The following is a 25,739-nucleotide window of genomic DNA, read 5'->3' on the forward strand; positions in this document are numbered from 1 at the left end:
AGGGTCGTCGCGTCACGAAGAACCGCACGAGGGGACGAGACCGATGAGTCACACTGCACCCGAGGGCTACACCAGCGTTGCACCGTGGGTGGTCACCGACGACACCGGCGCGCTGCTCGACTTCATCACCGCCGCGTTCGAGGGCGAGGAGCTCGCACGGGTGCCGGTCGAGGACGGCACCATCGGCCACGGCGAGATCCGCGTCGGCGACACGGTCGTGCTGGCCTTCGACCGACGGCCCGACTGGCCCCCCGTGCCCTCGCTGCTGCGCGTCTACGTCCCCGACGCAGACGCAGCCATGGCGGCCGCGGTCGAGCACGGGGCGCAGGTGATCACCGAGTGCGCCGACAGCGCCTGGGGGGATCGCGGCGGCCGGGTCCGGGATCCGTTCGGCAACATCTGGTGGGTGACGAGCCACGTACAGGACGTCGCGCCGGACCAGGCCTGGGAGCGCATGTCCGAGCCCAAGTACGCCGACGCCATGCGCACGGCCCAGGAGACACTGGACGCCGCGCTCAGCGGTCGGGAGACGGGGGTTGCGAGCACCCCGCAGCGCCCGACTCGCTGAACTCCGGGGGACGGACCGACACGGCAAGGGGTCCGGACGTCGACCTCGTCCCCCGCGATCAGCCCTGCGTCTCCTCGCGGAGTCCGGCAGCGGCCGCATCGGGTACGAGGAGCAGCTTGCCGGTGGTACGCCGGGCCTCCAGATCGCTGTGGGCCCGGGCGGCCTCGGACAATGCGTAGCGGCCCGTCACGGTGACCTCGAGCGCCTTGGAGCGCACCCACTCGAACACGTCGGCGGCCCGTCGGAGCAGTTCGGACCGGTCGGCGATGTAGTGCCCGAGGCTGGGCCGGATCAGGGTCAGCGAACCGCCCTGGGCGAGCCGCATCGGATCGAACGGCGGCACGGCACCACTCGCCGCGCCGAAGAGCACGAGATGGCCGCGGGTCCGCAGGCTGGCCAGGCTCGCATCGAAGGTGTGCGCGCCGACGCCGTCGAAGACGACCGGCAGTCCCTGACCGCCGTTGAGCCGCCTCACCTCGGCGGCGAGATCGTCGACCGCGGAGGAAAGGATCACCTCGGCGGCCCCGGCACGCTTCGCCAGCTCGGCCTTCGCCGTGGTCGACGTCGTGCCGATCACCCTGCCGCCGAGATGGGTGATGAGCTGGGTCAGGAGCAGCCCCATGCCACCGGCGGCCGCGTGCACGAGCACCGTGTCGCCCGCCTGGACCGGGTAGGCGTCCTTGACGAGGTAGTGCGCGGTCATGCCCTGGAGGAGCACGGCGGCGGCCGTCTCGAAGCCGATGTCGTCGGGCAGCGGCACCAGCCGGGAGGAGTCCACGACGGCCCGCTCGGCATACGAGCCGGGAACCTCCACCCAGCCGACCCGGTCCCCGACCGCGACGTCGGCGACGCCGGGTCCGACCTCGACGACCGTGCCGGCGCCCTCGGTGCCCGGGGTGAAGGGCAGCGGGAGGCTGTACCGGCCCTCGCGGTGGTAGACGTCGAGGAAGTTGACCCCGGATGCGGCGACCTCCACGACCGCCTCGCCCGGACCCGGCCGCGGCCGGTCCACCTCGGCCTCCCGCAGCACCTCGGGACCGCCCACTTCGTACACCTGAATCGCTCGCATGACCCTCCACTCAACGGCTCGTTCCCGCAGCAACCCCGTCGACGGCGATCCGATTCCCGGCCACCGGACCGGCCCGCCGCCCCCCACCGGGGTCCGGCCGGACTTCTTCACGGCACCGACTCCCTTGTGACCGGCACCTACCCGGTCCCGCGGGGGGCCCGGCCGGCGCGGCGGGTCAGGCGGTGCCACCAGTGGTGGCGGCGCGGGTGTACGGCCCGGCCCAGCCGGCGGCCCAGGAAGAGGTAGCCGAGCAGCGCTCCCGCGGTGTTGAGGATGACGTCGTCCACGTCGAAGGCGCGCCCGGTGACCAGGGCGCCCTGGACCAGTTCGACGAGCGTCATCACCACGGCGGTCACCGCCGCCACCCTCAGCAGCCCGCGGGCCTGCGGGAGGAGGACCGGCAGCAGCACCCCGAAGGGAACGCCGAGCAGGACGTTCCCGCCGAGCTGCTCGACCGCCTCCCGGACGGACGTGCCGTCGAGGTACTGGCCGATCGAGGCGCCCGGGCGCGTGTTGCTGTGCACCAGTCCGGCCGACGCCGCGGAGGGCTCCAGGGTGAGGCGTGCCAGGACCAGGCTGAACAGCACCGTCCCGGCGAAGGCGGCCAGCACCGCCAGCACCCGCAGCACGGGCCGTGCCGGAGGTCGGCTGACGGGGACGGGCTCCCGCGCCCCCTCCGCCGTCACCGTCCGCCGTTTCCGCTTCGCCCGGCGCACCGCTGCGAGCCTCTCGCGCACGTCCATCGAACGCTCCCTCCGTGACCGGCTCCGTACCGTCCGGGCGCGCGTACCCCGCGTGCGCCATCACGGCCGGAGACGACTGATCTGACGGGGTGTCGGCGACCCGACCCGGTTGTCCTCGGCGTGGTCGAAGGCGTCCTCCCCGACCCCGGGCGGGTCCGCGGGCGGCGTGGTGCGCGGCCGGCGGTGGGCGGGCGCGCAGCCCCACTTCGCGAGGAGCACGCCCAGCAGCAGTACGGCCACGGTGGCGATCGGGGCGAGCGGGAGCCGGAGCCCGTCCGCCCCCACCGCCTTCACGAAGGCGGCGATGCCGGCGAGGGCGGTGCCGAGCAACCCGAGCGCGAGCACCACGTCCCGCCCCGCACCGGGGTGCCGGGCGGGTCCATTCCCGCGCGCGGACGCGGGCGTGTCCCCCTCGGGCGTGGTCATGCGGATCGTACGAGCCATGCGGGTCTCCTCCTGTCGCGGCACCCCGCGGTCCCCGGCGGACGCGGAGGCCCGTTCGACGCTCGTATGGCCGGGATTCCGGGCGCCAAACGGGCCGCGCCGCACCGGAGGGGGCTCAGTGCCGGGGAGGGACGATCACGGCCTTCCCCGCGTCCACGCTGGGCGCGGTGCCGAAGACCAGGTCGGCACCGGTGAGTTCCAGGACCCGGGCCAGCCTCGGCGGCACGGTCCCGGCGAGGATCACCGGGCGGTCCAGCGCGGGCTGGAGCAGCACACTGAGCGCCGTCGAGTCGACGAAGGTGACCCCGGTGACGTCCACGACGAACCGGGCGATGCCCGGCACCGTGGGGTCCATCGCGGTCCGCAGGGGGCCCACGCTGTCCATGTCGAACTCACCCGCCATCACGACGACCCGTACCTCGCCGTCCGTCCGGGTCTCGACACTGCTGCGCGCCCGCGCGCCGTCGGTCTCCATGCTGCTCACTCCCGTCCTCCCCGCTCCTGCGTTCCGTCTTCCGGACCTTGCGCCCCGTCACCCGCCCCGTTCACCGGCCTCACCGCGTGCGGGGGAGCTTGACCACGGTGACGAAGAAGTCGTCGATCTGCTGGATCGCCCGGATGAACTGGTCGAGGTCCACCGGCTTCGTCACGTAGGCGTTGGCGTGCAGCTTGTAGCTGCGCAGGATGTCCTCCTCGGCCGCCGAGGTGGTGAGCACGACCACGGGGATGTGGTTCAGGTCCGGGTCGGTCTTGATCCGCTCCAGGACCTGCCGCCCGTCGTACTTGGGCAGGTTCAGGTCGAGCAGGATCAGGTCGGGGCGCGGCGCGTCGGCGTGCTCGCCGCGCCGGTACAGGAAGTCGAGGGCCTCCAGGCCGTCCCGTACGACGTGCAGCACGTTGCCGATCTTGTTGTCCTCGAAGGCCTCCCGGGTCATCAGCTCATCGCCCGCGTCGTCCTCGACCAGCAGGACTTCGGCGGGGGTGGCCTGGGGCCGGTCGGCGGGGGTGCTCATCGCGGGATTCCTTCGGTGGATGCGGGTACGGGTGACACGGAGGCGGAGGCGGAGGCAGAGTCGGAGTCGGAGGCGGCCACGGGCAGGGTGAAGACGATCCGGGTGCCCACCCGGTGCTCGGTGTCGATCAGGATGTGCCCGCCGGCGTGCTCGACGATCTTCTTGCAGAGCGAGAGCCCGATGCCGGTGCCGCCGTACGCCTCCCGGCCGTGGAGCCGCTGGAAGATGACGAAGACCTTCTCGGCGAACTCGGCCGGTACGCCGATGCCGTTGTCGGTCACCGTGAAGGTGTGGAAGCCCGGCTCCGCGGCGGTGCCGGAGGGGCCCTCGGCCACGGCCACCTCGACGCGCGGAGCGCGCTCGGGAGAGCGGAACTTGACGGCGTTGCCCACCAGGTTCTGCCACAGCATCGTCAGGAGCGTCGGGTCGCCCACCACGTCCGGGAGCCGCTCGGGCCGGGTGATCTCCGCGCCGCTCTCCTCCAGGGCGGCCATGAGGTTGCGCAGCGCCCGGTCCAGGGGGCCGTCCATGGCGACCGTCTCGCGCGCGTCCTGCACGCGGCCCACGCGGGAGAAGGCCAGCAGGTCGTTGATCAGGACCTGCATCCGCTTGGCACCGTCGACGGCGAAGCCGATGTACTGGGTCCCGCGTTCGTCGAGCCGGTCCCCGTAGCGCTTCTCCAGCAGCTGGCAGAAGGAGGCCACCTTGCGCAGCGGCTCCTGGAGGTCGTGGGAGGCCACGTACGCGAACTGCTCCAGCTCGGCGTTGGAGCGGCGCAGCTCCACCGCCTGCGCGTCGAGTTCGGCGGCCGTCCGGTCGAGCCGTTCGGCGTTGCGCCTCGACGCGTTCAGCTCGGCCACGGTCCGGTGCCGCATGGCCTCCACGGCCCGCGCCAGGGCCCGCAGGTCGGAGGGGCCGCGCAGGGGGATCTCCTCCTCGAACGCCCCGTCCGCGACGCGCTGCGAGGCGGTCCGCACCAGGGCGAGCGGCCGTAGCACCCCTACGTGCAGCAGCACGGCGAGGCCGGCCCCGGTCAGCAGGAAGCCGACGCCGATCGCCAGCAGGATGTGGTCGCGCTGCGACCGCGCCTCGCCGAAGGTGGTGCGGGCGTCGGACTGGATGCCGTCCAGGCGGGCCTGCTGGGCGGCGATCCGGCGGCGGACCTCGTCGAACCGGTCCTTGCCGGCCTGGAGGGAGGGCGCGGGGGAGCCGTTCTCCACGGAGGCGATGGCGGGTGCGGCGAACTCCTCGCGCCAGGTCCTGGCGGCCTCTTGCACGGCGGCCAGGTCCTCGCGCACGCCGGCTTCGCCGTCGAGGACCGTCGCCAGACGCCGCGCGGCCCCGGACTCGTTGGCCAGGCCGCGTTGGTACGGCTCCAGGAGCGCGGGCTCGTCGGCCAGCAGGTAGCCGCGGATCCCCGTCTCCTGGTCCAGCAGGGCCGTCTCCAGCCGCAGGGCTTCCCGCTGGGCGGGCAGGATCCCGTCGACGAGCCGGTTCCCGGCCGTGGTGGTGTGGGACAGGAGGGCGGCGCCGAGCGCGCCCGTGCCGACGACCACGAGGGCGAGCGTCACCAGCACGGTGGTCAGCCAGCCCCGCAGGCTCGGCCGACGGCCGTCCGCAGCCCGTCCCGCGGGCCCCGCGGACGGCTGTGCGGAGGCCTGTGCGGACGGCTGTGCGGGGGCGGTCACGAGGGGGAGTTCCATTCGAGGTGGAGGACGGCGACGTCGTCGGCCAGGCCGCCCCAGTCCGCGGCGAGGCCCTGCGCCGTCCGGATCAGGGTGTCGACGAACGGTTCCGCCGGCAGGCCTGCGTGCCGGCGGGCGATGTCGAGGAGCCCGGCCTCGTCGAGCCGGTCGGGGCCGGGACCGATGCGCCCCTCGATCAGGCCGTCGGTGAAGAGCATGACCGCGCCGCCCGGCTCCACCTCGACCTCGGCGACGGGCCAGCCGGGGCCCCAGTTGGGCAGGATGCCCAGCGCGGGGCCCCCGGGAACGGTGCGCAGGTCCACGCCCGCGGCCGACCGGACCAGGAAGCCGGGGTGGCCCGCCCGCTGGACCGAGACGGAGCCGGTGCCGGCGGGACGGGTGAGGGAGACCAGGGTGGCGAAGGTCTCCGGTCCGGACCGTTCCGCCAGTAGGATCCGCTCCAGCAGCTGCAGCAGTTCGGCGCCGCGGGCGCCGGCCATGACGAAGGACCGCCAGGCCACGCGCAGGCAGACGCCGAGCGCGGCCTCGCTCGGGCCGTGGCCCGATACGTCGCCGACGACGGCGTGCGTCGCCCCGTCGGGGGTCTGGACGAGGTCGTAGAAGTCCCCGCCGAGCAGGGTCTGGGCGCGCCCCGGGTGGTAACGGGCGCAGACGGAGACGGCGTCGCCCACCCCGTCGAGCAGCAGCGGGGTGGGGAGCAGCCCGCGTTCGAGCCGGGCGTTCTCCTCGGCGCGCAGTCTGCCCGCCTGGAGGGCGACCGCGGCCAGTTCGGTGCGCTTGCGCTGGATCGCGTAGCGGATGGCCCGCATGAAGACGTCGGCCTCCAGGCGCCCCTTCAGCAGGTAGTCCTGCGCACCGGCCGCGACGGCGGACAGTCCCGCCCGCTCCTCCGACAGGCCCGTCAGGACGACGACCGCGGCCTCGGCACAGACGGAGAGGACCTTCTTCAGCCCCTCCAGGCCCTGGGTGTCGGGGAGGTGCAGGTCCAGCAGGACGCACTCGGGGGCCTCCGCCCCCAGCAGGTCGAGGGCCTCGGCGAGGGAGCGGGCCCGGCCGAGGCGGACCTCGATCCCGCTGTCCTCCACCAGTTCCTCGACGAGCAGGGCGTCGCCCTCGTCGTCCTCGATGAGCAGGACGTGCGGCGGTACGCCGTCCCACAGGGCCAGGAGGTCGTCCGGCTCGCCCGAAGGCGTCGGCCGGGGCCGTTGCGGTGTGCCGACCGCGGGGCGCTGGGCCCCGAGCCGGGAGGTGATCGCCATGGCGTCGCGTGTGTCCCTTCTCATCCCGGACGGCGGACGCCCGACGACCGCGTGGTCGCTCCGGACAAGCCTAGAGTGATCATTTGCCGTTAGGCAATATTTGACGAAGTCAATGATTCCGGTACCCCCGGAACCGTAGGGAACCGGCCATTCGCAGGGCAGGACCGGCCACCGAAGGCCGGGGCGCGCCGACCGGCGGCGGCCCTCAGGCGCTGTCGGGGACGGTGGCCGGACCACCGGCCGACGGCGCGGGACCGGGTGCGCGTGCGGGCGGGCCGGGGGTGTCCGCGGCCGGACCACCGGCCGTCGAGGGCCCCGCGGCGGCTTCCCGGAACGCCGCCAGGCCCGCCACCAGTGCGTCCACCGCCTCGGGCGCCATCCGCCCGAGCACTGCCGACAGTTCGCGGACCTGCACCGCCCGCCGCTCGGCCAGCAGAGCCCGCCCCGGGGGCGTGAGCCGCACCTCCACCTCGCGCCGCCGGGACGGATGGGGCGAGCGGACCAGCAGCCCCATGGCCTCCAGCCGGTCACAGAGCCGGGTGACCGACGGCGGCCGGGACCCGAGCACGTCGCCCAGGGTCCGCAGGTTGGCCCCCTCGGCCCCCTCGACGGCGAGCAGCGCCCGCAGCTGCGACGGCGACACCGCCGGCGCCACCTCGTCCTGGCCCCGGGCGTACAGCACCGCGAGGAGCTCCGCGGCGGAGGCGAGGACCGCGGCAGGGTCCTCGTGCGCACCGGAGGGGCCGGGACGGGGCATGCCACCACTCTGCCACCGTCCGGGCCGCCCAGCCCGCCTGCCGCACGGCGGCCGTGCCGGCTCAGCCCCCTGCCGCGCGGCGGCCCTGCCCGCTCAGCCCACCGGCCGTCCGGGCCGTCCGGGCCGGCCGTGCCAGTCGAGGCAGACGACCATCGCGTCGTCGACCGCGTCCACACCGCCCCGGTACCCCGGTAGCTCCTCCAACAGGGCCCGAGGCACCTGCGAGGACGGCAGCAGCCGCGTGCTCAGGACGGCCCGGGCCAGTGCGTGCAGGCCGTACCGCTCACCGGCGGGGGAGAGGACGTCGTAGACGCCGTCGCTCAGGAAGAACAGCCGGTCCCCGGGCAGGACCCGGAAGTGCTGGCTGGAGTAGACGGTGTCCTCGAACATCCCCAGGGGCAGCTGCGCCTCCAGCCCGACCGGCTCCACCGTGCTCCCGCGCAGCCGCCAGATCCGGGGCGACCCCGCGTCGATGACCTCGGCCTCGCCGCTGTCCAGGTCGAAGCGGAGCAGCAGCATCGCCAGGTGCAGCCGCCCCTGGTACTGCCCGTACAGGGCCTGGTCCGCCAGGGCCGCCTGGTCGGCGAGGCCGAGGCCGGCCCGCCGGGCGTTGCGCAGGGCGCTGACGGCGAGATTGGTCAGCAGCGCCGCCTCGATGCCCTCTCCCATGCCGTTATTGACGGTCAGGGTCAGGTGGTCCGCCGACGCCGACCAGTCGAAACTGTCGCCGAAGATGGCGTACGCCGGTTCCAGCTGGGCCCCGAGCTCGTATTCGGGCCGGGAACAGGAGCGCCCGGGCAGCAGCTGCCACTGCATCTCGGCGGCCAGCGTGAGCCTCCTGGCCCGGCGCGCCTGGAGGAAGAAGTCGGTGTCGCGGTCGGCCACGAGGATCTCGTGCGCCAGCGCGTCGGCCACGTCCCGCAGCGCTCCGAGCAGCGGCCCGGTCGCGACGCCGGCCGCGAAGCGCACGCTCAGGACCCCGAGCCGGTCGCCGCGCACCGTCACCGGCAGGTGCACCGTGGTCCCGTCCCGCCCCTGGACCACGTGCGGCTCCTGGGAGCCGAAGGCCCGCCCCTCGGCGCCGTTGTACGCGGATACGGAATCGGCGGTGAACGGCCGCGCCGTGACGGGCTGGAGCCGCGCCGCGGCGTAGTCCGCCATCAGCAGCTCGGCCCCGGCCGCCCCGTGTTCGCGGGCCAGGACGGCCCGGACCTCCTCGAACAGCGCGTGCGGCGCCGCGCCGCGCAGCGCCCGCTCGACCTCCCCGCCGCCTCCGGCACCTTCGCCGCGTACGACTGCACTCACCGGCCCCGTACCTGTCTCTCTCGCAACTGCCAAGATGGGGGACGACGGAGCCGCCGGTCCGCCGGGGAGGGCTGCGCGTACGTCCAGTAGGGAGTGTCACATGGGTCAGCGGTCGATCGGCTCCCCCCGTACCCCCTCCGCCGTGTCGGCGGTGGCGGTGGCGGAGATGAGCGGGCTGATCGAGCTGCTGGAGGTGGTGTGGGAGCGCGGCCGGGACACCGCCAGCGCCCCGCCCGTGTCTTCCGCGCAGGCCCGTGTGCTGTTCCTCGTCGAGGCGAACGGCCGGCTGAACCTGCGCGAACTCGGCAGGCTGCTGGAGGCGGCACCGCCGTCCGTCACCCGGCTCTGCGACCGGCTGGAGGCGGTCGGCTTCCTCGAACGCCACCCCGGGGCCGACGACCGCCGGGAGGTCCTGCTCCGGCTGACCGCCGCGGGGCGGACGTACCTGGAACGCCTGCGCGCCCGCAGGCAGGAGGCGCTGGCCGAGGCGATGGCCACGATGCCGGAGGCCTCCAGGGCCGCCCTCGCCGCGGGGCTCGCCGACTTCTGCGAGGCGGTGGCGAGGCCGCTGCGGCTGCCGCCCCCGGAGTCCCAGGCCACCAGGACGGCCTGAACCCCGCCGCCGGACTCCGCGGCCGTGCCGGGCGGTTCAGCCCAGGCGGAGCGTCGCCGTGATGTCCTTCCCGCCGGGACGGGCGCGGCAGTCGACGTGCTCCGCGAGCCGCTGGACGAGGGGCCAGCCGTAGCCGCCGGGGCGGTCGGGGGTGCCCGTACGGGCGGCGGGAAGACGGGGGCTGGCGTCGCTGACCGACAGCCGCAGGACACCGTCCTCCACGGCGGCCCGGAAGGCGACGACTCCGTCACCGTGCCGGATCGCGTTGGTGACCAGCTCCGAGGTGACGAGCAGCGCGTCCGCCGCGACGACGCCGTCGAGGCCGACACCCGCCAGGAGCAGCAGTTCGCGGACGCGGTCGCGGGCCGCCGCAGCCGAGACCGGAGGTACGGCGGGTCGGCCGCCGACGGCGTCCTGGCGGTGCTGCCGGGCGTCCAGGGGTCCGTCGGACGGCGGGGATGCGTTCATGCCCCCCGCCTGCCCAGGGGCTCGTGGTCCGTACCGTGAGGGCCCGTCAGCGGGCGGGCGGCGGTCAGCACGTCAGGGCGGTCGCCAGGTCGTCCGCCATGCGGAACGCCGTTCCGGCTCCGGTGACTCCGAACAGTCTGCGGACCTCCGTGTGCAGGGGCCCGGCGAGGACGAGCGCCCCGCCGGCGGCGGCGTGGGCCCGCTGTGCGCGCAGCAGCGCGTGCAGCACCGAGGAATCGACGAAGCCGGCGCCCGACAGGTCCACCACGGTGCGCGGGCCGCCCTCCGCGGCCTGCGCGAGGGCGCGGGCCGGCAGCGGCGCGTTCTCCTCGTCGACGTCGCCGTGCAGGCCGATGACGGTCACGTCGCCTCCTGCGGTCGTGGAGCCGACCGCTTCCTCCCCGGTCACCGGGCCATCTTCCCCCGACGCGGGCGGTCCCGGTCGCCGAGATGACCGGTGTCGACCTCGCCGCCGGGGTCGAGAACAAGCTCCTCAAGACCCGCGAACGGACCCTGCGAACGCAACTCCCGTGGCGCCATGGTCCACGTCTCCGGAGACTGAACCAGCCACCTACCGGACCGCTCACGAACCGGCCGGCCCAGGCAACCCGAGGGCCCGCACCCCACGAGGTGCGGGCCCTCGGTCAGGAGACCAGCGCAGTCCGGATGCCGACCCCACCAGGCACCCACCCCTGATCGAGCAGCCGGCGCCGGCTAGTTTCGCGCAGCCCGGCCCGTCACGAGGAGGTGCGCGGACGTGTCGGCCACCTCCGGGTGCCGGTCCGCGAGCCGGGCCGTACGCAGCGCCCCGGGCAGCAGGGGCGAGTCGAACAGCGCGGTCCCGGCCGTCCGTTCCGCTGCACGGAGGTAGGCCCAGCCAGGGCCCTCGACGCCGTGGACCCGAACATCGTCGAGGCCTGCCTCGATCGCCTCGGCGACGAGCTCCGCGGCAGTGTGGAAGTGGGCGACGGTGAACCCCCGGCTGCCGTCGTACACGCCCGTCGCCACCACACCGGCCACCTCACCGTGGAGCAGCTCCGGGGTGAGCTCGGCGTGGACGGTGTAGTCCTGCAGCAAGCTGTAGCGGGAGATCCCCGCGGCCGCCACGAGCCCGCCCGCCCGGACGGCGCGCGCGGCCTCCCGCAGGGCCAGGACCCGGTCCGCACGCTCGGACAGGTGGTAGAGCGGGCCGAGGAGGAGCACCGCGTCGTACGAGCCGTCACCGGCCGACAGGGCGCGGGCGTCGCCGAGTTCGGTGGTGCAGCGGGCGTAGGCGGCGGCCTGGTCGAGGTGCTTGGCGACAGGGTCGACCAGGTGCACGCCGTACCCGTCCTCGGCGAGCCAGCGGGCATGGGTGCCGGGGCCGCCGCCGACATCGAGGATCCGGGCCGGCGCCGGAGGCAGGTGCTCGCGCAGCAGCTCCTGCGTACGGAGGAGCTCCAGCTGCCCGGACGCGGTGTCGTGGAGCCGGTCGGCTTCGGCGAATTCGTCGGCGTAGTAGGCGACGATCTGCGGGTTCGTCATGGGGCTGCTCCTCCCGGGCGGTGCCGAGGTGGTGGTGGGCGGCTGGATGCCGTGCCGGAACCGTAGGGCGTGCGGGTTGGGCGCAGCATCCGGATTTGTCCAGGGACCGGGAGCACCGCTGGAGTGACGGTGGGTGAAAGAGGAAGGCCTGGAGCTGACGTACGACACGGCGGCGCTCCCGGAGCGGGACCGGGCCGGGTTCGCGGCCTGGCTCGCAGCGAACCCGAAAGCCGCCCGCGCGACGATCGTCCTGCCCCCGGCCGCCGTGTCCACGGGCAGCTGGGGGTGGCTGCGCCGGGAGTACGACCACACCGCCTACCGGGCCGGAAGCCTCCACCGCAGGATGCGGGAGCGGATACTCGGCGACCCGGGCCCGCAGACCGGCTTCAACGCCTGGGACTTCTGGCGCATGCCGGACGGCAAGACCCTCGCCGCGGCCGCCGAACCCCTCCGCCGCTCGTCGACGAACGGGCAGCCCGGCTAGCGGCCGGTGGAGAACGAAGCCACCGCGTCGAGACCTGGCCGGTACCCACTGCCGGTGTCGACGTCGAGCGCCGGCACCCCGAGGTCGACCGGCGTGAAGTCGGGGAGCTCGGCCAGGTACTGGGCATCGGTGTGCGCGCGGAGCCGCCCCGGCTCGGCCTCGATCCGCTCCCTCATCCGCTGCACGGCCGTCTCCGGCGCGACCGTGCAGCGCACGACCCGCACCTCCGCCCGGCCCGCACAGCCCTCCAGAGCACGCCTCCACAGCTTCTCCTGGTAGGCGGCCTCCGCGACCACCGACACCCCCGCTCCCGTGTACGCGGCCAGGACCGCCGCCATGGTCTCCAGCGTCCGCAGCGCATACGGATCCCCGGGCCCCGGCCGGTAGCCGTCCGCGTTCCACACCATGGCGTGCTTGATCGTGTCCCGCGCGACCAGCGGCCACCCGAGCCGTTCGGCGAGCGCGGCCGCCAGCGTCGTCTTGCCCGACCCGGGCCGCCCGGTCACCGCCACCACCCGCACGCCGCTCACCGCGCCGCCCCGCCCGCCGCCAGACCGACCCGGGCGAGAGCCAGCGCGACCACCTCCTCGGCGTCGAGCTCCGGCCCGATGACCGTCTCGGCCAGGCCCTCGATCAGGTCCTGCGGCTTCCACCACTCACGCATCTCCGCCTCCCCGAAAGAGCCCGCCTTCCCCCGCGTCGCGTGCCGGCGCAGCGTCTCCTCGAACGGCACGTCGAAGTAGAACGCCGCCGTGATGCCCGCGTGATCGGTGGCCAGGGCCCGGAACGTGTCGCCGTACCGGCGGGCGCCGTAGATGCCCTCCACGACGACGTGGTACCCGGCATCGAGGGCGTGGCGGGTCATGACGTCGATCATGCCCACGGTCACATGCCCGGAGGCCTCCGTCTCGGTCTCCTTGAGGATGCTCCGCCGTACCGTGTCCTGCCCGATGACGGCCATGCCGCGCCGCCCGTACCGCTGACGGATCAGGTCGGCCACCGTGCTCTTCCCGGACCCCGAGTTCCCCCGCAAGAAGACCAGCCGCGTGGCTGCGGTTCCTGTATGCATCCGCGCAACCTACCCGGCCCCGGCTCGCGCCAGGGCGCACCTGATCGACTCGGCCTCGCGCCGTGCTGCTCGACCAGGATGGCGGCCCTGTGGAAGAGGGAGGCCGGCAGGCCGGACCGTGAGGACGGCTCCGGGGCGCGGTCTCGGCGGATCCGGGCCGCGAGGTCGGGCACCCGCCAGGTGCCGGCCCACAGGCTGGCCGCGTCGAAGCCGCGCGGGGCGAGCCCCCAGCTCTCCGAGGCAGGGCGCCCGGTCCCCCGGCGGCGCCGGGGATGCCACCACCCCGACCGCAACGGGCCCCACGGCCTGACCCCGCGCGCGCATCGTCGACGGCAGTGCGGGTGGAACCATGCCGGGTGTCGGCAGCGTGTTGACGTTGTTGATGTTCACGTGCGGGGGGAGAACTTCGGTGTTCGGAATCATCAGGCCGTGCCGCCATCGGCTGGGCGAGGGCTTGCGTACCGAGTGGATGGCGCACCTGTGCGGGCTGTGCCTCGCTCTGCGCAGCGAGTATGGGCAGTTCGCGAGGGTGGCCACGAACTACGACGGCCTGATCGTGTCGGTGCTGACCGAGGCGCAGTCGGAGCGCAGCGGGGATTGGCGGCGGGGCGCCGGTCCGTGCCCCCTGCGCGGGATGCGGTCGGCGGACGTGGCGCAGGGCGAGGGCGCACGGCTGGCGGCGACGGTGTCGCTGGTGCTGGCCGCGGCGAAGATACGCGACCACGTGGCCGATGGCGACGGCCTCGTCGGGCGCCGCCCGGTGGCGCTGGCGGCCCGCCGGATCGCCCACGGCTGGGACCGCGCGGGCGCCGCGGGCGGCGAACGGCTCGGCTTCGACACCGCCGTGCTGATCGGAGCGGTCGAGCGCCAGCCGGAGGTCGAGCGCTCGACCGGCCCCGGTGGCTCGCTCCTGACGGTCACCGAGCCCACGGAGACGGCGACCGCGGCCGCCTTCGCGTACACCGCGGTGCTCACGGACCGCCCCGGCAACGCCGGACCGCTGGCGGAGGCCGGCGCGCTGTTCGGCCGGCTGGCGCATCTGCTGGACGCGGTGGAGGACCGCGCCGCGGACGAGGCCTCGGGTGCGTGGAACCCGATCGCCGTGACCGGCGCGGACCTCGCCGAGGTGCGCCGGCTGTGCGATGACGCCGTCCGGGGAATCCGACTCGCCCTGTCCGACGTGGTGTTCGTCGATGGGCGGCTGGCAGAGGCGCTTCTGGGCGAGGAACTGGAGCGCGCCGTCGACCGCGTCTTCGACCCCCGCCACCGGCACCATCACCCCCGCCCCCAGGCGCGGGGCCTGCGCATGCTGCCCTGGCTGGGACGCCGTACGGATCCCGACGGGCTGACGGCGTCGGCCCGGCCGCCGGAGGGGCAGTGCCCGCGGTGCCGCGAGTGGCGCCGGCTGTGCGCCGACTGCCGGGTGTGCCTCGGCTGCTGCCGTTGCAGCGCCGATGACGGAGAAGCCTGGGAGTTCGGCGACGGCAGCGGGAGCGGGTACGGCGGTTCGGGCCGGAACGGCTCCGGGGGTGACGGCTGGTCGGGCGGCGGCGGCCGCGGCGGAGGGAACTCCGGCGGCCACTCCGGCCACTCCGGCGGCTCGAGTGGCTCCGGTGGCGGCTCGGGAGACGGCTGTGGCGGCGGGGGCGGTGGCTGCTGCAACCCGTGCAAGTGCTGCTGCGACTGCTGCGACTGAACGAGGCCGATCCGCACCGGCCTGCCTGTGGCCGAACCCCTTGGCATGTTCACATCTGAGAAGATGATCGCTCCAAGCGTTGAGGTGCGGGCCGTGGCGCAGTGTGCCCTGGGCCCGGACGAGGATGGAGTGAGAATGCGTACGTGGACGCGCGCCGCGTCGGCGATGGCGGGGTCCCTGACCGTGGCCGCCCTCGTGACCGGCTGCAACGGGCTGCCGCCGGCGAAGGGCAGCGCCCCGGCGTCGCCGCAGGCCAAGCCGGGCGCGAAGAAGACGTTCCGCATGGGTGAGGAGAGCTGGCTCCAGGAGAGCCCGAAGACCGACTCGAAGGACGCCCGGTTCACGGTGACCCCGCTGGACGTGCGCACCGGCACCCAGGCGGACATGGACGCCTCCGGCCTGGAGAAGGACGAGAAGGACGGACCTCAGATCCCCGTCTTCGTCCGGTCGACCCTCACCCACAAGAGCGGCACGCCCATGAAGCTCGGCGACATGGACGGCGACCTGATGGTCCGGACGGAGTCGGGGCTGCGCACGCGCGCCCTGATCGTCCTCATGGGCCGGGCGAAGTGGAACGACTGCCCCGCGCCGCAGAGCGAGAAGACCCTGGGACCGGGCCAGTCGGAGAAGATCTGCACCGCCTTCCTGATCCCGGCCGGCCAGAAGCCCGCCGCCGTCGAGCTCTTCCGCGGCTTCAACGCGGAACCCTGGGAGTGGCCCCTCGCCGGCTGAGGCGAGAGGCCGTGTCCCGACCCTGCACGGGTGAGGGTGACCGATCGTCGCCTGCATCGTTGGCCGATCATGATGAAGAGACTGGTTGTGCTTGCTTCTGCGACGGTTGCCCTGCTGATCGCTGCCGTGCCGGCGAACGCCGTCGCCACCGCCGTGGACGGCCACACCCGTACGGTCGCCCACGGAACCGACGGCTTCGAGGGAGCCGAGCGTGCGAACTCGTTGTGGTTCGGCGACGACGAGATCGTCGAGTACGACTTGGTCACCCAGCAGCTGCTGGTCAGGTGAGTGGGCGCGGTTTGACCAGGCGTCGGCAGTGAGCGGCCGGCCCGACCACGAGCCGGCCGCCGCCGATGGACCCGTTCTCGGCGGCGGTGACGGTGGGCCCGCGGTCGGGGCAGATCCTCCACCTGGTCCGGATTACTCTCTGGCGTATGACGGAGGGGTTCGACGTTGCCGCCGAGCTGGCGGGTGTCTCGGATCGGGCGGGTGCCTGGCGGTTCATCAAGGGGTTCGTCGCGTGCTGACGCGAGCCGCTTCGTGCCGGCGACGGCTGCGGGTTCGAGGAGCTCGCCGAGGCGGAGTCGCGGCTGGGATCGCCGCTGCCGGCAGCCTTGTGGGAGGCGTACGGACTGTTCGGGCGACGTGCGGACCTGACCAGCGTGCAGGACTCCCTGCTTCCCTTGGAGCGTCTCCATGTTGACGACGGCGCCCTGGTGTTCCGGCGGGAGAACCAAGCGGTCGCCGAGTGGGCCATCCGGGAGGAACACCTGGAAGGCGACGACCCGCCCGTGGTCTTCCGGCGCAGGGACAGCCACGCGCAGCCCTGGACGCCCTTCCTCGACCGGTTTTCCGCTGCTTGTGTCGAGATGGTGCTCTCCGAGTCCCTGTTCGCTCAGTACGAGACACGCACGGACAGCCGCCCCCTCGAAGAGTCGGAGACCATCGAGGCACCGCCCGGATTCCGGCGGCTGGCCATGCCCGACTACCCGATGTGGGCTGTCGAGGGAGGCGTGATCCGGTGGTTCGCCTCGGCTGATGCACTGCTGCGCGATGACGCCGGCGAGTGGCTATGGGCCCTCGGTCTCACTGCTGCCGGGCTGGACTCCGTCCGCGTGTCCCTCCCCGGTGACTGGACCACCGAGCCCTCGTGAGTCGGCTCTTCTCGGCCGGGTGCCGTGTGGTCGCGCTTCCCGGCGACCGGGGCCGATGCCGGTAGCAGGCCGGTGTGGTGCTCCAGCAGCTCGCCGGCCTACGACGTGTCCTCTGCGGGAGGGCTACGAGCTGCCGGTCGGACCCAGAGGGAGGCGGAGCGCCTGGAGCGCCAAGCCGCGACGGTGTTGCCCGGACCGGCCGGACCGACGGCGACGGTGGCCGGGGCGTCGCCGAGATGTGCGTCAACGTGCGCCTTCGCGGACACCGCCTCCGTCACCACCTGCTTCACCACGTACCGTGTCGACGGCCACGGCCAGTGACGGCGCGGTCCTGAGACGGGGGAACCGCGCCGCTCGATCGGCTCCTGGGCAGGGTGACCAGCCGTGGAGGTTCTCAGCCCTGCTTGATCGCGGAGACGTCGAACTCCAGGACGACCTTGTCGCCCACCAGGACCCCTCCGCCTTCCAGGGCCGCGTTCCAGGTGATGCCGAACTCCTTGCGGGAAATGGTCAATGAGCCCTCCAGACCGACCCGGAGGTTGCCGTAGGGGTCGACGGCGTTGCCGGTGTACTCGAAGTCGATCGTGACCGGCTTGGTGGTGTCCTTGATGGTGAGGTCGCCGGTGACCCGGTAGTCGCTGTCGGACTTCGCCTCGACCGTGGTGGTGCGGAAGGTGATGTGGGGGAAGTTCGGTGCGTCCAGGAAGTCGTTGGTGCGCAGGTGCTGGTCGCGCTGCTCGACGCCGGTGTCGATGCTCTCGGTCCTGATCGTCACCTCGCCGGTGGACTTGGCCGGGTCGCCGCCGTCCAGGTGCGCGGTGCCGTCGAACTGGTGGAAGGAGCCGCGCACCTTGGTGACCATGGCGTGGCGTGCGACGAACCCGATGCGGGTGTGGGCCGGGTCGAGGACGTAGTTTCCCGTCAGTTCGGAGAGAGGGACAGTCATGAGCGGTTACCTCCGTAGATCGCGACCCCGGCGACGGCCCGCCCGGATCACTCCCGATGCACGCTAAGGGCCCACCGGAGCCGAACCTCGCCGAACGCGCACGGTTGCAGAGGACTACACCCTGACCGGTGACCCTGGACCCCGTCCGTCCCCCTGCCGTTGGCAGTACGTCCAGGGGGTGAGCGCCGAGGCCGAGAGGGTCTCTCGGCCTGCGGGGTGTTCGAGGTCGATCCGCGCGGCCTGGTCGAAGGAGAAGTCGACTCCGACGAGCCCCACGCCGGCGGCCACTGCAGCAGGCAGCTCGGACACCACGAGCGGTCGGGTCGGCACGCCGTAGCGGCTGTAGCGGTCGTCGTGCTCCTCGTCCCAGGTGTAGAGGTACGGCGCCCGGGCCAGCTCGATGACGCAGTGCTGGGGACAGTCGTGTTCCGCACACCCCGCGTCGAACCACTCCGGGTGCCGCGCCCTGGCCCAGGCCGTCGTCTCGTCCATCGCCTGCGCGTGGGCGTTTGCCGCCGAGGGCACCGGTCCGAACGCGGAGTAGAACAATCCGACCCGGCCGGAGGGATCCACCGCCCACCAGTGGAACTGGAGTCCCCAACGAGGATGCGTCATGAGAGGAGCATAGGGAGGCGTCGCAGCTCCTTCCTTCAGAGGGCGCAGCCGCCGGACACCTCGATGTCCTGGGCGGTGATCCACCCTCCGTCGTCCGACAGCGGCGTGGCGATGACCCGGGCGATGTCCTCGGGGCGCGCCGAGGCGGCCCGGAGCCGTCTTCGCGACGTAGCGGTCGAAGGCGTCACCACCGAGGCGGGTCCGGGCCGGCGGCCCCGGCCGTCAGACAGGGGACCTGGCTCCGCCGCGGTTGAACGGGAGCCGGCCGAGCAGCACCGCCAGACCGCACGTGTCGGTGACCGCGGAGAAGACGAGGCCTGCCGCGACGGCCGCCGACAACAGCTGCACGGCGGGGTGCACGAGCAGCCCGAGCAGCAGGCCGGTCAGCACGAGGCCGCCGGCGGTGAAGCGGACCTGGCGCTCCATCGCCCAGACGGCCCGCGCGGGCCCGGCGGGACGCTCCAGGCGGTGCCCCGCGGCCGCCCATGCGCGGGTGCCGCCGGTGAGGCCGGAGGCGGGGATCCCGTGGACGGCCAGCTCCGTGACGGCCTTGTCCGAGCGCGCGCCGGAGGAGCACACCACGAGGAGGGACTTGTCCGCGGCGGCCTTCCGCAGCTCCGGCGCGCTCCGGGCGATCCGGTCGAAGGGCACGTTGAGGGCGTCCGGCAGGTGGCCGGTCGCGAACTCGGCGGGGGTGCGGACGTCGACGACGGCCAGCTCGCCGAGGCGCTGCTGCGCCTCGCTGACTCCGATGGCACGGGGAACGGTCATGGCGGTACGCGTCCTTGCAGAGGCGGCGAACGAGGGGGAAGGGGAAGGCGGGAGGGGCCGGGCAGGCCGGGCCTCGGGCCGGGGCCCTTCGGAGAGCGTAGGGAGTGCGGGGAGCCGCCGCCCTCCGGAGGACGCCGCCGCCACGAACTCGCCATGCTGCGGCAACAACTCCCCGCCGCACGCGCAGCCCCGTCCAGTATCCGGAACGAGAACGTTCAGCATCCGGACGGTGGTTGCGTGTGGCCGGACGCGTCGACAGGATGCGGCCATGGCCCCCGTACTCGTATCGCGTCGTCACGTGGATCTGCTGCGTGTATCGACCATGCTGTGTCGGGCCGCCGACTCCCCCGCGTACGGCTGTTGATCCGCCGATCCTGCTGACGGCTCCGCCGCTCCGCCGCCCGTGACACCGCACGGGCCGCCGCCCGTTCCCCGCACGTCCCCCAACGCCTGCACACCCGCGCGTGTACACGTGTCACCACAGGCCTCCCGCCGACCGTGACGCCTGTCGTGCTGCCGCGTCGACGAGGTACTCCCATGCCGCATCACCCCCTCCTGCTCCACTGGTTCCTGCCCACCGGCGGGGACGGCCGCGATCCCGGCGGCGTCACCGCCGTCCAGGGCCGTACCGCGGCCGCCACCCGGCGGCCCGCGGACATCCCGTACCTGACCCAGGTGGCACGCGCCGCCGAGCAGGCCGGATTCCACTCGCTGCTCACCCCCGTGGGCCTCGGCTGCGCGGACCCCTGGATCCTCACTGCCGCCCTCGCGCAGCACACCACCCGGATCGGATTCCTCGTGGCCTTCCGCGCCGGCTTCGCCAGTCCGACGCTGCTCGCCCAACAGGCCGACGCCTTCCGCCGGTTCGCCGGGGGGCGGCTCGCGCTCAACGTGGTGACCGGAGGTGATCCCGCCGAACAGCGTGCCTACGGGGACCGGTTGGAGCACGACGCCCGTTACGCCCGGACCGAGGAGGTGATGACGGTCCTGCGCACCCTGCTGGACGGGAAGACGGCCGACCACGACGGGACCCACCTGCGCATCGAGGGAGCCCGGCTCGCCGGACCCGAACTCCGCCACCCCGTGCCCCTGTACTTCGGCGGGGCCTCGCCCGCCGCCGAGGAGGTCGCCGCGCGGCAGGCGGACGTGCAACTGCTGTGGGGCGAGCCGCCCGCCGCCGTCGCCACCCGCGTCGGCCGGCTGCGGGAGCGGGCCCGGGCGGCGGGCCGCTCGCTGCGGTTCGGCCTGCGGCTGCACGTCATCAGCCGGGACACCGCCGCCGAGGCCTGGTCGGAGGCCGACCGGATCCTCGCCGGGCTCGACCCGGAGGCCGTACGGGCCAGCCAGGAGCGGTTCGCCGCCATGGACTCGACCGGGCAGGCCCGGATGACGGCGCTGCACGGCGGGGTCGCGGACGCCGCCCGCCTCACCGTGGCACCGAACCTGTGGGCGGGCATCGGTCTGGTCCGCGAGGGCGCGGGCACCGCGCTGGTCGGCTCGCACGACGAGGTGGCCGGACGGCTCGCCGAATACCACGCCCTGGGCATCGACGAGTTCGTGCTCTCCGGCTACCCGCACCTGGAGGAGGCCTACCGGATCGGCGAGGAAGTGGCCCCGCGGCTGCGCGCCCTGACGGGGACGGAGCTCGCATGACGGCCCCCACGACGACGGCCGGCCCGGACCGGCTCGGGACGCCCGGCCCGGACCGGGACCCGGCCGGGGCCGCGTCCCCCGGGCGGGGCCGACTGCGCGAGGCGCTCCGGTGGGGCGCGCTGCGCACGTGCGCGCTCGCGGTGCTCCTCGGCGCCTGGCAGGCAGTGGTGTCCGCCGAGGTCTGGCCGCCGGTCCTGGTGCCCCCGCCCGGCGAGGTGTGGCGGCAGTTCGTCCTCGCCTCCACGGTGCACGACGGGGTGCGGGGCTACGGCGGCCACCTGCTGGTCGAGCACCTCGGCGTGAGCCTCGGCAGGATCGGGACCGGCTCCGCGTACGCCGTGCTGGCCGGGGTGCCGCTGGGTCTCCTGATCGGCACGGTCCGGCCGCTGGCCGTCGTACTGGAGCCGGCGGTGACCTTCCTGCGGACGCTGCCCCCGCTGGCGTACCTCTCCCTGCTCGTCATCTGGTTCGGCATCGACGAGGCGCCCAAGATCTGGCTCCTGGTGATCGCGGCCCTGCCGCCGATCGCCGCGGCCACCGCGGCGGCCGTGCGCACGGTGCCCGGCCACCTCGTCGAGGCCGCGCGGGCACTCGGATCGGGTCCGGTCGCGCTGCTGCTGTCCGTACGGCTGCCCTCCGCCCTGCCGGAGATCCTCACGGGCGTCCGCATCGCCGTCGGCGTCGCCTACACCTCGGTCGTGGCCGCGGAGACCGTCAACGGCGTGCCCGGCATCGGCGGCATGATCCGCGACGCGCAGCGCTACAACCAGACCGCGCTGGTGATCGCGGGCATCCTCGCGATCGGCCTGTCCGGGATCGCGCTGGACGCGCTGCTCCGGCTCGTCGAGCGGATCGGCGTGCCGTGGCGCGGACGCACCTGACCCCCGTTCCGGCTCCCACCGCCGCCCCTTCCTCCCCTTCCTCCTTCCCTTTCCGCCCTCCCCTTCAGACCGGAGACCGTCCATGCCCGCTCGCCCGTCCTGCCGCACCCTCCTGCTCACCGCGGCCCTCGCCCTGACTGCCACTGCCACCACCGCGTGCGGGGGCGGCGCCGACGCGGCCGGCGGCTCGGCCGGGCGGACCACCGTCCGGATCGCCTACCAGGCGATACCCAACGCCGACCTGGTGGTGAAGAACCAGAAGCTGCTGGAGAAGGCGCTCCCCGAAGCCGACGTCAAGTGGGTCAAGTTCGAGTCGGGCGGTGACGTCAACACGGCCGTCATCGCCGGAGCCGTCGACCTGGGTCTCGCCGGGTCGAGCCCCGTCACCAAGGGCCTGTCCGCCCCGCTGGACATCCCGTACAAGGTGGTGTGGATCCACGACCTGATCGGGGACAACGAGGCGCTCGTCGCCAAGCCCGGGATCGGTTCGGTCAAGGACCTGGCGGGCCGGAAGGTGGCCACGCCGTTCGGCTCGACCGCCCACTACTCGCTGCTCGCCGCGCTGGCCGCCGCCGGTGTCGAGCCCTCGGCCGTGCAGACCGTCGACCTCCAGCCGCAGGACGCCCTCGCCGCGTGGAAGCGCGGGGACATCGACGCCGCCTACGTGTGGACGCCGACGCTGAGCGAACTGGCCAAGGACGGCAAGGTGCTGCTCACCAGCCGTGAACTGGCGAAGCAGGGCAAGCCCACCGCCGACCTGGGCGTGGTGACGAACGCGTTCGCCGCGAAACACCCCGAGGTGGTCACCGCCTGGATCAAGGCCCAGGACACCGCCGTCGCGCAGGCGCGCACCGCGCCCGACGAGGCCGCGCGGTCCATCGGGGCGGAGCTCGGGCTGCCCGCGGAGGAGGCGAAGCGGCAGCTGTCGCAACTGGTGCTGCTCAGCGCGAAGGAGCAGACGGGGCCCGACTACCTGGGCACGCCGGGCGCCCCCGGCAAGCTGGCGGCGAACCTCCACGACGCCGCCGTGTTCCTGAAGGGGCAGAAGGCCGTCGACGCGGTGCCGGACCAGGCGGTCTTCGGACGGGCCCTCGCGGTGGAGGAGCTCGGCCGTGCCGTCAACTGACGCGACCGTGACCGCGACCGGGGCACCGGAAACCCGGGACGCGGTCGTCGACCTGGCGGGCGTCTCGGTCCGGTACGGATCCCCGAAGCAGCAGGTCACCGCACTCGAAGGCGTCGACCTGCGCGTCCGCGCGGGCGAGTTCGTCGTCCTGGTGGGGCCGTCCGGCTGCGGCAAGACCAGCCTGCTGCGCGTGGTCGCGGGCTTCGAGCGGCCGGCGTCGGGCCGTGCCCGGGTCCGGGGCGCCCTCCCCCGGCCGGGGGAGGGCGCCGGGGTGGTGTTCCAGCAGCCGCGGCTGTTCCCTTGGCGCACGGTCGGCGGGAACCTCGCCTTCGCCCTGGCCCGGCTGGGAGTGCCGCGTGCCGACCGGCCGGGCCGGATCGCCGGGCTGCTGGAGCGGGTGGGACTGCCCGGGACGGCAGGCCGGCGCACGTGGGAGCTGTCGGGTGGTCAGCAGCAGCGGGTGGCGCTCGCCAGGGCGCTGGCGGCGGAGCCCGAACTCCTCCTCATGGACGAACCGTTCGCCGCGCTCGACGCGCTGACCCGGGAGCGGCTCCAGGAGGAGGTGCGGACCCTCGCCTCGCGGCTCGGCACGACGGTGCTGTTCGTCACCCACTCCGCGGAGGAAGCCGTACTGCTGGGTTCCCGGGTGCTCGTCATGGCCGCGGGGCCCGGCCGGGTGGTGGCGGAGCTCCCGGTGGGGCTGGCCCGGCAGCCGGACACCGACGTCTCCGCGCTGCGGGCCTCGCCCGAGTTCGCCCGGCTGCGCGGACGCCTGACCGAGATCATGCGCGGCTGAGGCGCCGCCCCACGGCCCGCGGCACGGGCGGCGGGGGCCGGGCGGGCGTCCGGGTGTTGCCGCCGTGCTGCGGGAACGTGAACGGGATGAACAGGCCGTGGCGGGCTGCCGCGGAACGACCGGTACCGCGCGGGCAGCGGCTAACGTCCCCGTGTCAGAGCCGTTCCGGGGAGCGATCGCCCCACGGGACCAGGGCCCGGCCCCACCACCGGCCGCCGCCAAGCCGTTGGGCCGCCGCCACACCAGCCGGCGCCGTACATCAGCCGGCGCCGGGCAGCGCGTACGCCGGCCGGCGTCGTACGCGGGGCGCCCACGGCCGCCCACGCCGGGCACACCCCCGCCCACGCCGGCCGGTGCCGCGCTCGCGCGCGCTCGCGGCCGGGCCCGCGGTCGCCGCCGGGCTCCCGGTCGCGCCGTGCGCGAACCGCCGCACCGTGCGCGGCGCGCCGTCCCGTACGGGCGGCGCCGAGCCCCCGTTCCCTCCCCTTCCCGTCCCGAGGACCAGGACCCCCAGATGCCGTACTCCCCGCCCGCGGGCGGACGCCTTGCCGCGCTCGCCCTCTCCCTCGCCGTGGCCCTCGGTGCCACCTGCCTCACCGGCACCCCCGCATCCGCGGCCCCCGCGGCCCCGGCGGCGTCCGCGTACGGACCCCGGCCGCCGCAGAACCCGTTCACCGCGGCCAACGGCGCCGCGACCATGCACGGGGACAGCGCCTCCAGCGGCACCACCGCCTTCCCCGGGCCCGGGACGGCCGCCGTCGACTACTCCCGCACGGCGCTGGCCTCGGCCTGCCCGACCGTCGTCGTGGGCGGTGACGGGTACGTGATCGCGCTCTGCACCACCATCTTCGGCCGGACGCCGACCGTCCACCTCCTCGACCCCGCCACCGGGGCCGACCTCGCCTCCCTCGCCCTCCCCAAGGGCAGTCTCTTCGGCGGCGTCTACGCCTACCTCGACAACGAGGACCGCCTCGTGGTCGTCGACGGGGGCAACACCCTCCTGCGCATCGGGCACCACCGCACCGGAAGCACCTGGACGCTGCGGATCGACCAGTCCACGCCGCTCGGCAGCACCGTGCCCGCCGGGGACAACATCGTCGGCCTGACCCCCGACTGGGACGGCAGGGTCTGGTTCGCCACCAGCGGCGGGGTGATCGGGACGGTCGACACCGGCACCGGCACGGTACGCGCCATCAGCACCGGCGAAGGCGTCCAGAACAGCATCTCCACCATCCCCGGCCGCACCGCCGTGGCCACCGACCACGCCCTGTACCTGCTGTCCGCCGCCCCCGACGGCACCCCCGTCGTGGAGTGGCGGGCCCCCTACGACCGGGGTCCCGCCCGCAAGCCCGGCCAGCTCAGCTGGGGCACGGGCACCACCCCGAGCTTCTTCGGACCGCGGAGCGGCACCGAGTACGTCACCATCGTCGACAACGCCGCCCCGCACGGCAACCTGCTGGTCTACCGCGCGGACGGCGGGCCGGACCCGGTCTGCCGGATCCCCGTCCTCACCCAGCACGCCCGCAGCGGCACCGAGGACGCCGTCATCGCCTCCGGACGCAGCGTCTTCGTCACCAACACCTACGGCTACCCGTACCCGGCCCTGCCCGAGGGCGCCCCGGCCAGCAAGCCCTCCTCCGCGAACTTCGACGGCGGTCTCAGCCGCATCGACGTCAACGAACGCGGAACGGGCTGCGAGGTGGTGTGGAACAGCCCGGTGAAGTCCGCGGCCCTGCCCCGCCTCTCCCTGGCCGACGGGAAGATCTACACCGTCTCCGTCACCGGCCCGACCGGCAGCGCCGGCCTCAACACCTTCGCCCAGTACCACCACTCCGTCATCGACCCGGCCACCGGCACCCAGACCGCCTCCTCCTTCCTGGGCATCGGACTGGTCTACAACCCGCTCCAGATGCGGGGTACGGCCGGCCCGGACGGCACCCTCTACCAGGGCACCGAAACGGGAGTGGTCCGCATCTCCGCCCGCCGCTGACCGGTCTCCCGCCCGGCTCCGGCTCCCGCCCCCTCACCGCGAACTCGCCGCCGGCGAGGGGGTGGTGGCGTGCGTCACCGGTCCGGACGAACGCCCTGGTGCTCCCCGCCCCTCCTGTGGTTACCTGGGCCCATGACCGTACTCGTGACCCGTCGCCACGTGGACTACGTGCGTGTCACGACCACGGGTTGTCCCGTCACGGGTCGTCCCGTCACCGTCTGACGCGGCACCGCGCGGCACCGTCCCGCGCCCCCTCCACGCCCTCCGCGTACCCGTCCCACGACATCCCGGCCCCGCCCGGCCGCCGTGCACCGCCGGCGGGCCGTCACGCGGTCGGCCACCGCTCCCGCACCGCGC

Annotated in this window: 30 protein-coding genes; 12 read left to right on the plus strand and 18 right to left on the minus strand. The window is 74.1% G+C overall.

The genetic code is table 11. From position 1 onward, the window contains the following. Positions 1 to 43 precede the first annotated feature (43 nt). Complete coding sequence (locus ACIPW5_RS06355; protein ID WP_401241105.1) at positions 44 to 568, plus strand: VOC family protein; 525 nt, start codon at positions 44 to 46, stop codon at positions 566 to 568. Positions 569 to 626: 58 nt separating this feature from the next. Here ACIPW5_RS06355 and ACIPW5_RS06360 read toward each other — a convergent pair whose 3' ends face one another. The 9 genes from ACIPW5_RS06360 to ACIPW5_RS06400 form a co-directional block, all read right to left on the minus strand. Then, on the minus strand, positions 627 to 1,637 hold the full coding sequence (locus ACIPW5_RS06360; RefSeq protein ID WP_401241108.1) for a quinone oxidoreductase family protein: 1,011 nt from the start codon (positions 1,635 to 1,637) through the stop codon (positions 627 to 629). Positions 1,638 to 1,774: 137 nt separating this feature from the next. Then, a complete protein-coding gene (locus ACIPW5_RS06365; protein ID WP_401241110.1) occupies positions 1,775 to 2,380 on the minus strand; it encodes a VanZ family protein in 606 nt (201 codons plus the stop codon). Between the two features lie 60 nt (positions 2,381 to 2,440). Further along, on the minus strand, positions 2,441 to 2,824 hold the full coding sequence (locus tag ACIPW5_RS06370; RefSeq protein ID WP_401241112.1) for a hypothetical protein: 384 nt from the start codon (positions 2,822 to 2,824) through the stop codon (positions 2,441 to 2,443). Positions 2,825 to 2,939: 115 nt separating this feature from the next. Further along, positions 2,940 to 3,299, minus strand: a complete 360-nt coding sequence (locus ACIPW5_RS06375; RefSeq protein WP_401241435.1) for an STAS domain-containing protein — start codon at positions 3,297 to 3,299, stop codon at positions 2,940 to 2,942. 79 nt (positions 3,300 to 3,378) lie between these two features. Further along, positions 3,379 to 3,837 (minus strand): response regulator, encoded by a 459-nt coding sequence (locus ACIPW5_RS06380; RefSeq protein ID WP_401241114.1) that lies wholly within the window; start codon positions 3,835 to 3,837, stop codon positions 3,379 to 3,381. Continuing rightward, positions 3,834 to 5,525, minus strand: a complete 1,692-nt coding sequence (locus ACIPW5_RS06385) for an ATP-binding protein (RefSeq protein WP_401241117.1) — start codon at positions 5,523 to 5,525, stop codon at positions 3,834 to 3,836. The genes ACIPW5_RS06380 and ACIPW5_RS06385 overlap by 4 nt, the downstream gene beginning before the upstream one ends. Then, entirely contained in the window at positions 5,522 to 6,802 is a 1,281-nt protein-coding gene (locus ACIPW5_RS06390) for a PP2C family protein-serine/threonine phosphatase (protein ID WP_401241119.1), read from the minus strand. The genes ACIPW5_RS06385 and ACIPW5_RS06390 overlap by 4 nt, the downstream gene beginning before the upstream one ends. Positions 6,803 to 7,007: 205 nt before the next feature. Next, a complete protein-coding gene (locus ACIPW5_RS06395) occupies positions 7,008 to 7,559 on the minus strand; it encodes a MarR family winged helix-turn-helix transcriptional regulator (RefSeq protein ID WP_401241122.1) in 552 nt (183 codons plus the stop codon). 93 nt (positions 7,560 to 7,652) lie between these two features. Further along, on the minus strand, positions 7,653 to 8,864 hold the full coding sequence (locus ACIPW5_RS06400) for a PP2C family protein-serine/threonine phosphatase (RefSeq protein ID WP_401241125.1): 1,212 nt from the start codon (positions 8,862 to 8,864) through the stop codon (positions 7,653 to 7,655). Positions 8,865 to 8,964: 100 nt separating this feature from the next. Between ACIPW5_RS06400 and ACIPW5_RS06405 the strand changes: the two genes are divergently transcribed. After that, entirely contained in the window at positions 8,965 to 9,477 is a 513-nt protein-coding gene (locus ACIPW5_RS06405; protein WP_401241128.1) for a MarR family winged helix-turn-helix transcriptional regulator, read from the plus strand. A gap of 36 nt (positions 9,478 to 9,513) precedes the next feature. Here ACIPW5_RS06405 and ACIPW5_RS06410 read toward each other — a convergent pair whose 3' ends face one another. The 3 genes from ACIPW5_RS06410 to ACIPW5_RS06420 all read right to left on the minus strand — a co-directional run bounded on the left by ACIPW5_RS06410 (position 9,514) and on the right by ACIPW5_RS06420 (position 11,469). Then, positions 9,514 to 9,945 carry an ATP-binding protein gene (locus tag ACIPW5_RS06410; protein WP_401241130.1) on the minus strand — a complete coding sequence of 144 codons (432 nt, stop codon included), beginning with the start codon at positions 9,943 to 9,945 and terminating at the stop codon, positions 9,514 to 9,516. A gap of 64 nt (positions 9,946 to 10,009) precedes the next feature. Beyond that, entirely contained in the window at positions 10,010 to 10,354 is a 345-nt protein-coding gene (locus tag ACIPW5_RS06415) for an STAS domain-containing protein (RefSeq protein WP_401241132.1), read from the minus strand. A gap of 305 nt (positions 10,355 to 10,659) precedes the next feature. Next, positions 10,660 to 11,469, minus strand: coding sequence for a class I SAM-dependent methyltransferase (locus ACIPW5_RS06420; protein WP_401241134.1), 810 nt, complete (start codon positions 11,467 to 11,469; stop codon positions 10,660 to 10,662). Between the two features lie 133 nt (positions 11,470 to 11,602). On the opposite strand from ACIPW5_RS06420, the gene ACIPW5_RS06425 reads away from it, so the two are divergent. Further along, positions 11,603 to 11,953, plus strand: a complete 351-nt coding sequence (locus ACIPW5_RS06425) for a hypothetical protein (protein WP_401241136.1) — start codon at positions 11,603 to 11,605, stop codon at positions 11,951 to 11,953. Here ACIPW5_RS06425 and ACIPW5_RS06430 read toward each other — a convergent pair. Both ACIPW5_RS06430 and ACIPW5_RS06435 read right to left on the minus strand, forming a co-directional pair. Beyond that, positions 11,950 to 12,483, minus strand: coding sequence for an AAA family ATPase (locus ACIPW5_RS06430; RefSeq protein WP_401241138.1), 534 nt, complete (start codon positions 12,481 to 12,483; stop codon positions 11,950 to 11,952). The genes ACIPW5_RS06425 and ACIPW5_RS06430 overlap by 4 nt on opposite strands. Then, on the minus strand, positions 12,480 to 13,022 hold the full coding sequence (locus tag ACIPW5_RS06435) for an AAA family ATPase (protein ID WP_401241141.1): 543 nt from the start codon (positions 13,020 to 13,022) through the stop codon (positions 12,480 to 12,482). Before ACIPW5_RS06435 ends, ACIPW5_RS06430 begins: the two co-directional genes overlap by 4 nt. Before the next feature lie 409 nt (positions 13,023 to 13,431). Here ACIPW5_RS06435 and ACIPW5_RS06440 point away from each other — a divergent pair, with 409 nt between their 5' ends. The 4 genes from ACIPW5_RS06440 (at position 13,432) to ACIPW5_RS06455 (ending at position 16,604) form a co-directional block, all read left to right on the plus strand. Continuing rightward, positions 13,432 to 14,718: a DUF5685 family protein gene (locus ACIPW5_RS06440; RefSeq protein ID WP_401241144.1), complete on the plus strand. Its 1,287-nt coding sequence runs from the start codon at positions 13,432 to 13,434 to the stop codon at positions 14,716 to 14,718. Positions 14,719 to 14,853: 135 nt separating this feature from the next. After that, positions 14,854 to 15,450 carry a hypothetical protein gene (locus ACIPW5_RS06445; protein ID WP_401241147.1) on the plus strand — a complete coding sequence of 199 codons (597 nt, stop codon included), beginning with the start codon at positions 14,854 to 14,856 and terminating at the stop codon, positions 15,448 to 15,450. 87 nt (positions 15,451 to 15,537) lie between these two features. Continuing rightward, entirely contained in the window at positions 15,538 to 15,738 is a 201-nt protein-coding gene (locus tag ACIPW5_RS06450; RefSeq protein ID WP_401241148.1) for a hypothetical protein, read from the plus strand. Between the two features lie 395 nt (positions 15,739 to 16,133). Continuing rightward, positions 16,134 to 16,604, plus strand: a complete 471-nt coding sequence (locus ACIPW5_RS06455) for a hypothetical protein (protein ID WP_401241150.1) — start codon at positions 16,134 to 16,136, stop codon at positions 16,602 to 16,604. Positions 16,605 to 16,998: 394 nt separating this feature from the next. On the opposite strand, the gene ACIPW5_RS06460 is transcribed toward ACIPW5_RS06455, so the two are convergent. From ACIPW5_RS06460 to ACIPW5_RS06475, 4 genes are all read right to left on the minus strand, one after another. Next, entirely contained in the window at positions 16,999 to 17,550 is a 552-nt protein-coding gene (locus ACIPW5_RS06460) for a YceI family protein (protein ID WP_401241152.1), read from the minus strand. A 114-nt stretch (positions 17,551 to 17,664) separates the two neighbouring features. Further along, positions 17,665 to 18,165 carry a hypothetical protein gene (locus ACIPW5_RS06465; RefSeq protein ID WP_401241155.1) on the minus strand — a complete coding sequence of 167 codons (501 nt, stop codon included), beginning with the start codon at positions 18,163 to 18,165 and terminating at the stop codon, positions 17,665 to 17,667. Positions 18,166 to 18,200: 35 nt separating this feature from the next. Further along, positions 18,201 to 18,353: a hypothetical protein gene (locus tag ACIPW5_RS06470; protein WP_401241157.1), complete on the minus strand. Its 153-nt coding sequence runs from the start codon at positions 18,351 to 18,353 to the stop codon at positions 18,201 to 18,203. Between the two features lie 34 nt (positions 18,354 to 18,387). Then, positions 18,388 to 18,936, minus strand: coding sequence for a rhodanese-like domain-containing protein (locus tag ACIPW5_RS06475; RefSeq protein WP_401241159.1), 549 nt, complete (start codon positions 18,934 to 18,936; stop codon positions 18,388 to 18,390). Between the two features lie 537 nt (positions 18,937 to 19,473). Between ACIPW5_RS06475 and ACIPW5_RS06480 the strand changes: the two genes are divergently transcribed. The 5 genes from ACIPW5_RS06480 to ACIPW5_RS06500 all read left to right on the plus strand — a co-directional run bounded on the left by ACIPW5_RS06480 (position 19,474) and on the right by ACIPW5_RS06500 (position 25,382). Continuing rightward, a complete protein-coding gene (locus ACIPW5_RS06480; protein WP_401241161.1) occupies positions 19,474 to 20,589 on the plus strand; it encodes an LLM class flavin-dependent oxidoreductase in 1,116 nt (371 codons plus the stop codon). Further along, positions 20,586 to 21,470: an ABC transporter permease gene (locus ACIPW5_RS06485; RefSeq protein ID WP_401241164.1), complete on the plus strand. Its 885-nt coding sequence runs from the start codon at positions 20,586 to 20,588 to the stop codon at positions 21,468 to 21,470. The genes ACIPW5_RS06480 and ACIPW5_RS06485 overlap by 4 nt, the downstream gene beginning before the upstream one ends. 82 nt (positions 21,471 to 21,552) lie before the next feature. Beyond that, a complete protein-coding gene (locus ACIPW5_RS06490; protein WP_401241167.1) occupies positions 21,553 to 22,596 on the plus strand; it encodes an ABC transporter substrate-binding protein in 1,044 nt (347 codons plus the stop codon). Further along, the gene (locus tag ACIPW5_RS06495; RefSeq protein ID WP_401241169.1) at positions 22,583 to 23,392 is read left to right on the plus strand and encodes an ABC transporter ATP-binding protein; all 810 of its coding nucleotides are present in this window, start codon (positions 22,583 to 22,585) and stop codon (positions 23,390 to 23,392) included. Before ACIPW5_RS06490 ends, ACIPW5_RS06495 begins: the two co-directional genes overlap by 14 nt. A 514-nt stretch (positions 23,393 to 23,906) precedes the next feature. Next, positions 23,907 to 25,382 carry a hypothetical protein gene (locus ACIPW5_RS06500; protein WP_401241170.1) on the plus strand — a complete coding sequence of 492 codons (1,476 nt, stop codon included), beginning with the start codon at positions 23,907 to 23,909 and terminating at the stop codon, positions 25,380 to 25,382. Positions 25,383 to 25,739: the final 357 nt, after the last annotated feature.

This window comes from Streptomyces sp. NPDC090077, assembly GCF_044747545.1.
Lineage (GTDB): Bacteria > Actinomycetota > Actinomycetes > Streptomycetales > Streptomycetaceae > Streptomyces.

Coding starts and splice junctions, on each gene's coding strand:
- ACIPW5_RS06355 (WP_401241105.1), top strand. CDS start 44: ATGAGTCACACTGCACCCGAGGGCTACACCAGCGTTGCACCGTGGGTG.
- ACIPW5_RS06360 (WP_401241108.1), bottom strand. CDS start 1,637: ATGCGAGCGATTCAGGTGTACGAAGTGGGCGGTCCCGAGGTGCTGCGG.
- ACIPW5_RS06365 (WP_401241110.1), bottom strand. CDS start 2,380: ATGGACGTGCGCGAGAGGCTCGCAGCGGTGCGCCGGGCGAAGCGGAAA.
- ACIPW5_RS06370 (WP_401241112.1), bottom strand. CDS start 2,824: ATGGCTCGTACGATCCGCATGACCACGCCCGAGGGGGACACGCCCGCG.
- ACIPW5_RS06375 (WP_401241435.1), bottom strand. CDS start 3,299: ATGGAGACCGACGGCGCGCGGGCGCGCAGCAGTGTCGAGACCCGGACG.
- ACIPW5_RS06380 (WP_401241114.1), bottom strand. CDS start 3,837: ATGAGCACCCCCGCCGACCGGCCCCAGGCCACCCCCGCCGAAGTCCTG.
- ACIPW5_RS06390 (WP_401241119.1), bottom strand. CDS start 6,802: ATGGCGATCACCTCCCGGCTCGGGGCCCAGCGCCCCGCGGTCGGCACA.
- ACIPW5_RS06395 (WP_401241122.1), bottom strand. CDS start 7,559: ATGCCCCGTCCCGGCCCCTCCGGTGCGCACGAGGACCCTGCCGCGGTC.
- ACIPW5_RS06405 (WP_401241128.1), top strand. CDS start 8,965: ATGGGTCAGCGGTCGATCGGCTCCCCCCGTACCCCCTCCGCCGTGTCG.
- ACIPW5_RS06410 (WP_401241130.1), bottom strand. CDS start 9,945: ATGAACGCATCCCCGCCGTCCGACGGACCCCTGGACGCCCGGCAGCAC.
- ACIPW5_RS06420 (WP_401241134.1), bottom strand. CDS start 11,469: ATGACGAACCCGCAGATCGTCGCCTACTACGCCGACGAATTCGCCGAA.
- ACIPW5_RS06435 (WP_401241141.1), bottom strand. CDS start 13,022: ATGCATACAGGAACCGCAGCCACGCGGCTGGTCTTCTTGCGGGGGAAC.
- ACIPW5_RS06445 (WP_401241147.1), top strand. CDS start 14,854: ATGCGTACGTGGACGCGCGCCGCGTCGGCGATGGCGGGGTCCCTGACC.
- ACIPW5_RS06460 (WP_401241152.1), bottom strand. CDS start 17,550: ATGACTGTCCCTCTCTCCGAACTGACGGGAAACTACGTCCTCGACCCG.
- ACIPW5_RS06465 (WP_401241155.1), bottom strand. CDS start 18,165: ATGACGCATCCTCGTTGGGGACTCCAGTTCCACTGGTGGGCGGTGGAT.
- ACIPW5_RS06475 (WP_401241159.1), bottom strand. CDS start 18,936: ATGACCGTTCCCCGTGCCATCGGAGTCAGCGAGGCGCAGCAGCGCCTC.
- ACIPW5_RS06480 (WP_401241161.1), top strand. CDS start 19,474: ATGCCGCATCACCCCCTCCTGCTCCACTGGTTCCTGCCCACCGGCGGG.
- ACIPW5_RS06485 (WP_401241164.1), top strand. CDS start 20,586: ATGACGGCCCCCACGACGACGGCCGGCCCGGACCGGCTCGGGACGCCC.
- ACIPW5_RS06490 (WP_401241167.1), top strand. CDS start 21,553: ATGCCCGCTCGCCCGTCCTGCCGCACCCTCCTGCTCACCGCGGCCCTC.
- ACIPW5_RS06500 (WP_401241170.1), top strand. CDS start 23,907: ATGCCGTACTCCCCGCCCGCGGGCGGACGCCTTGCCGCGCTCGCCCTC.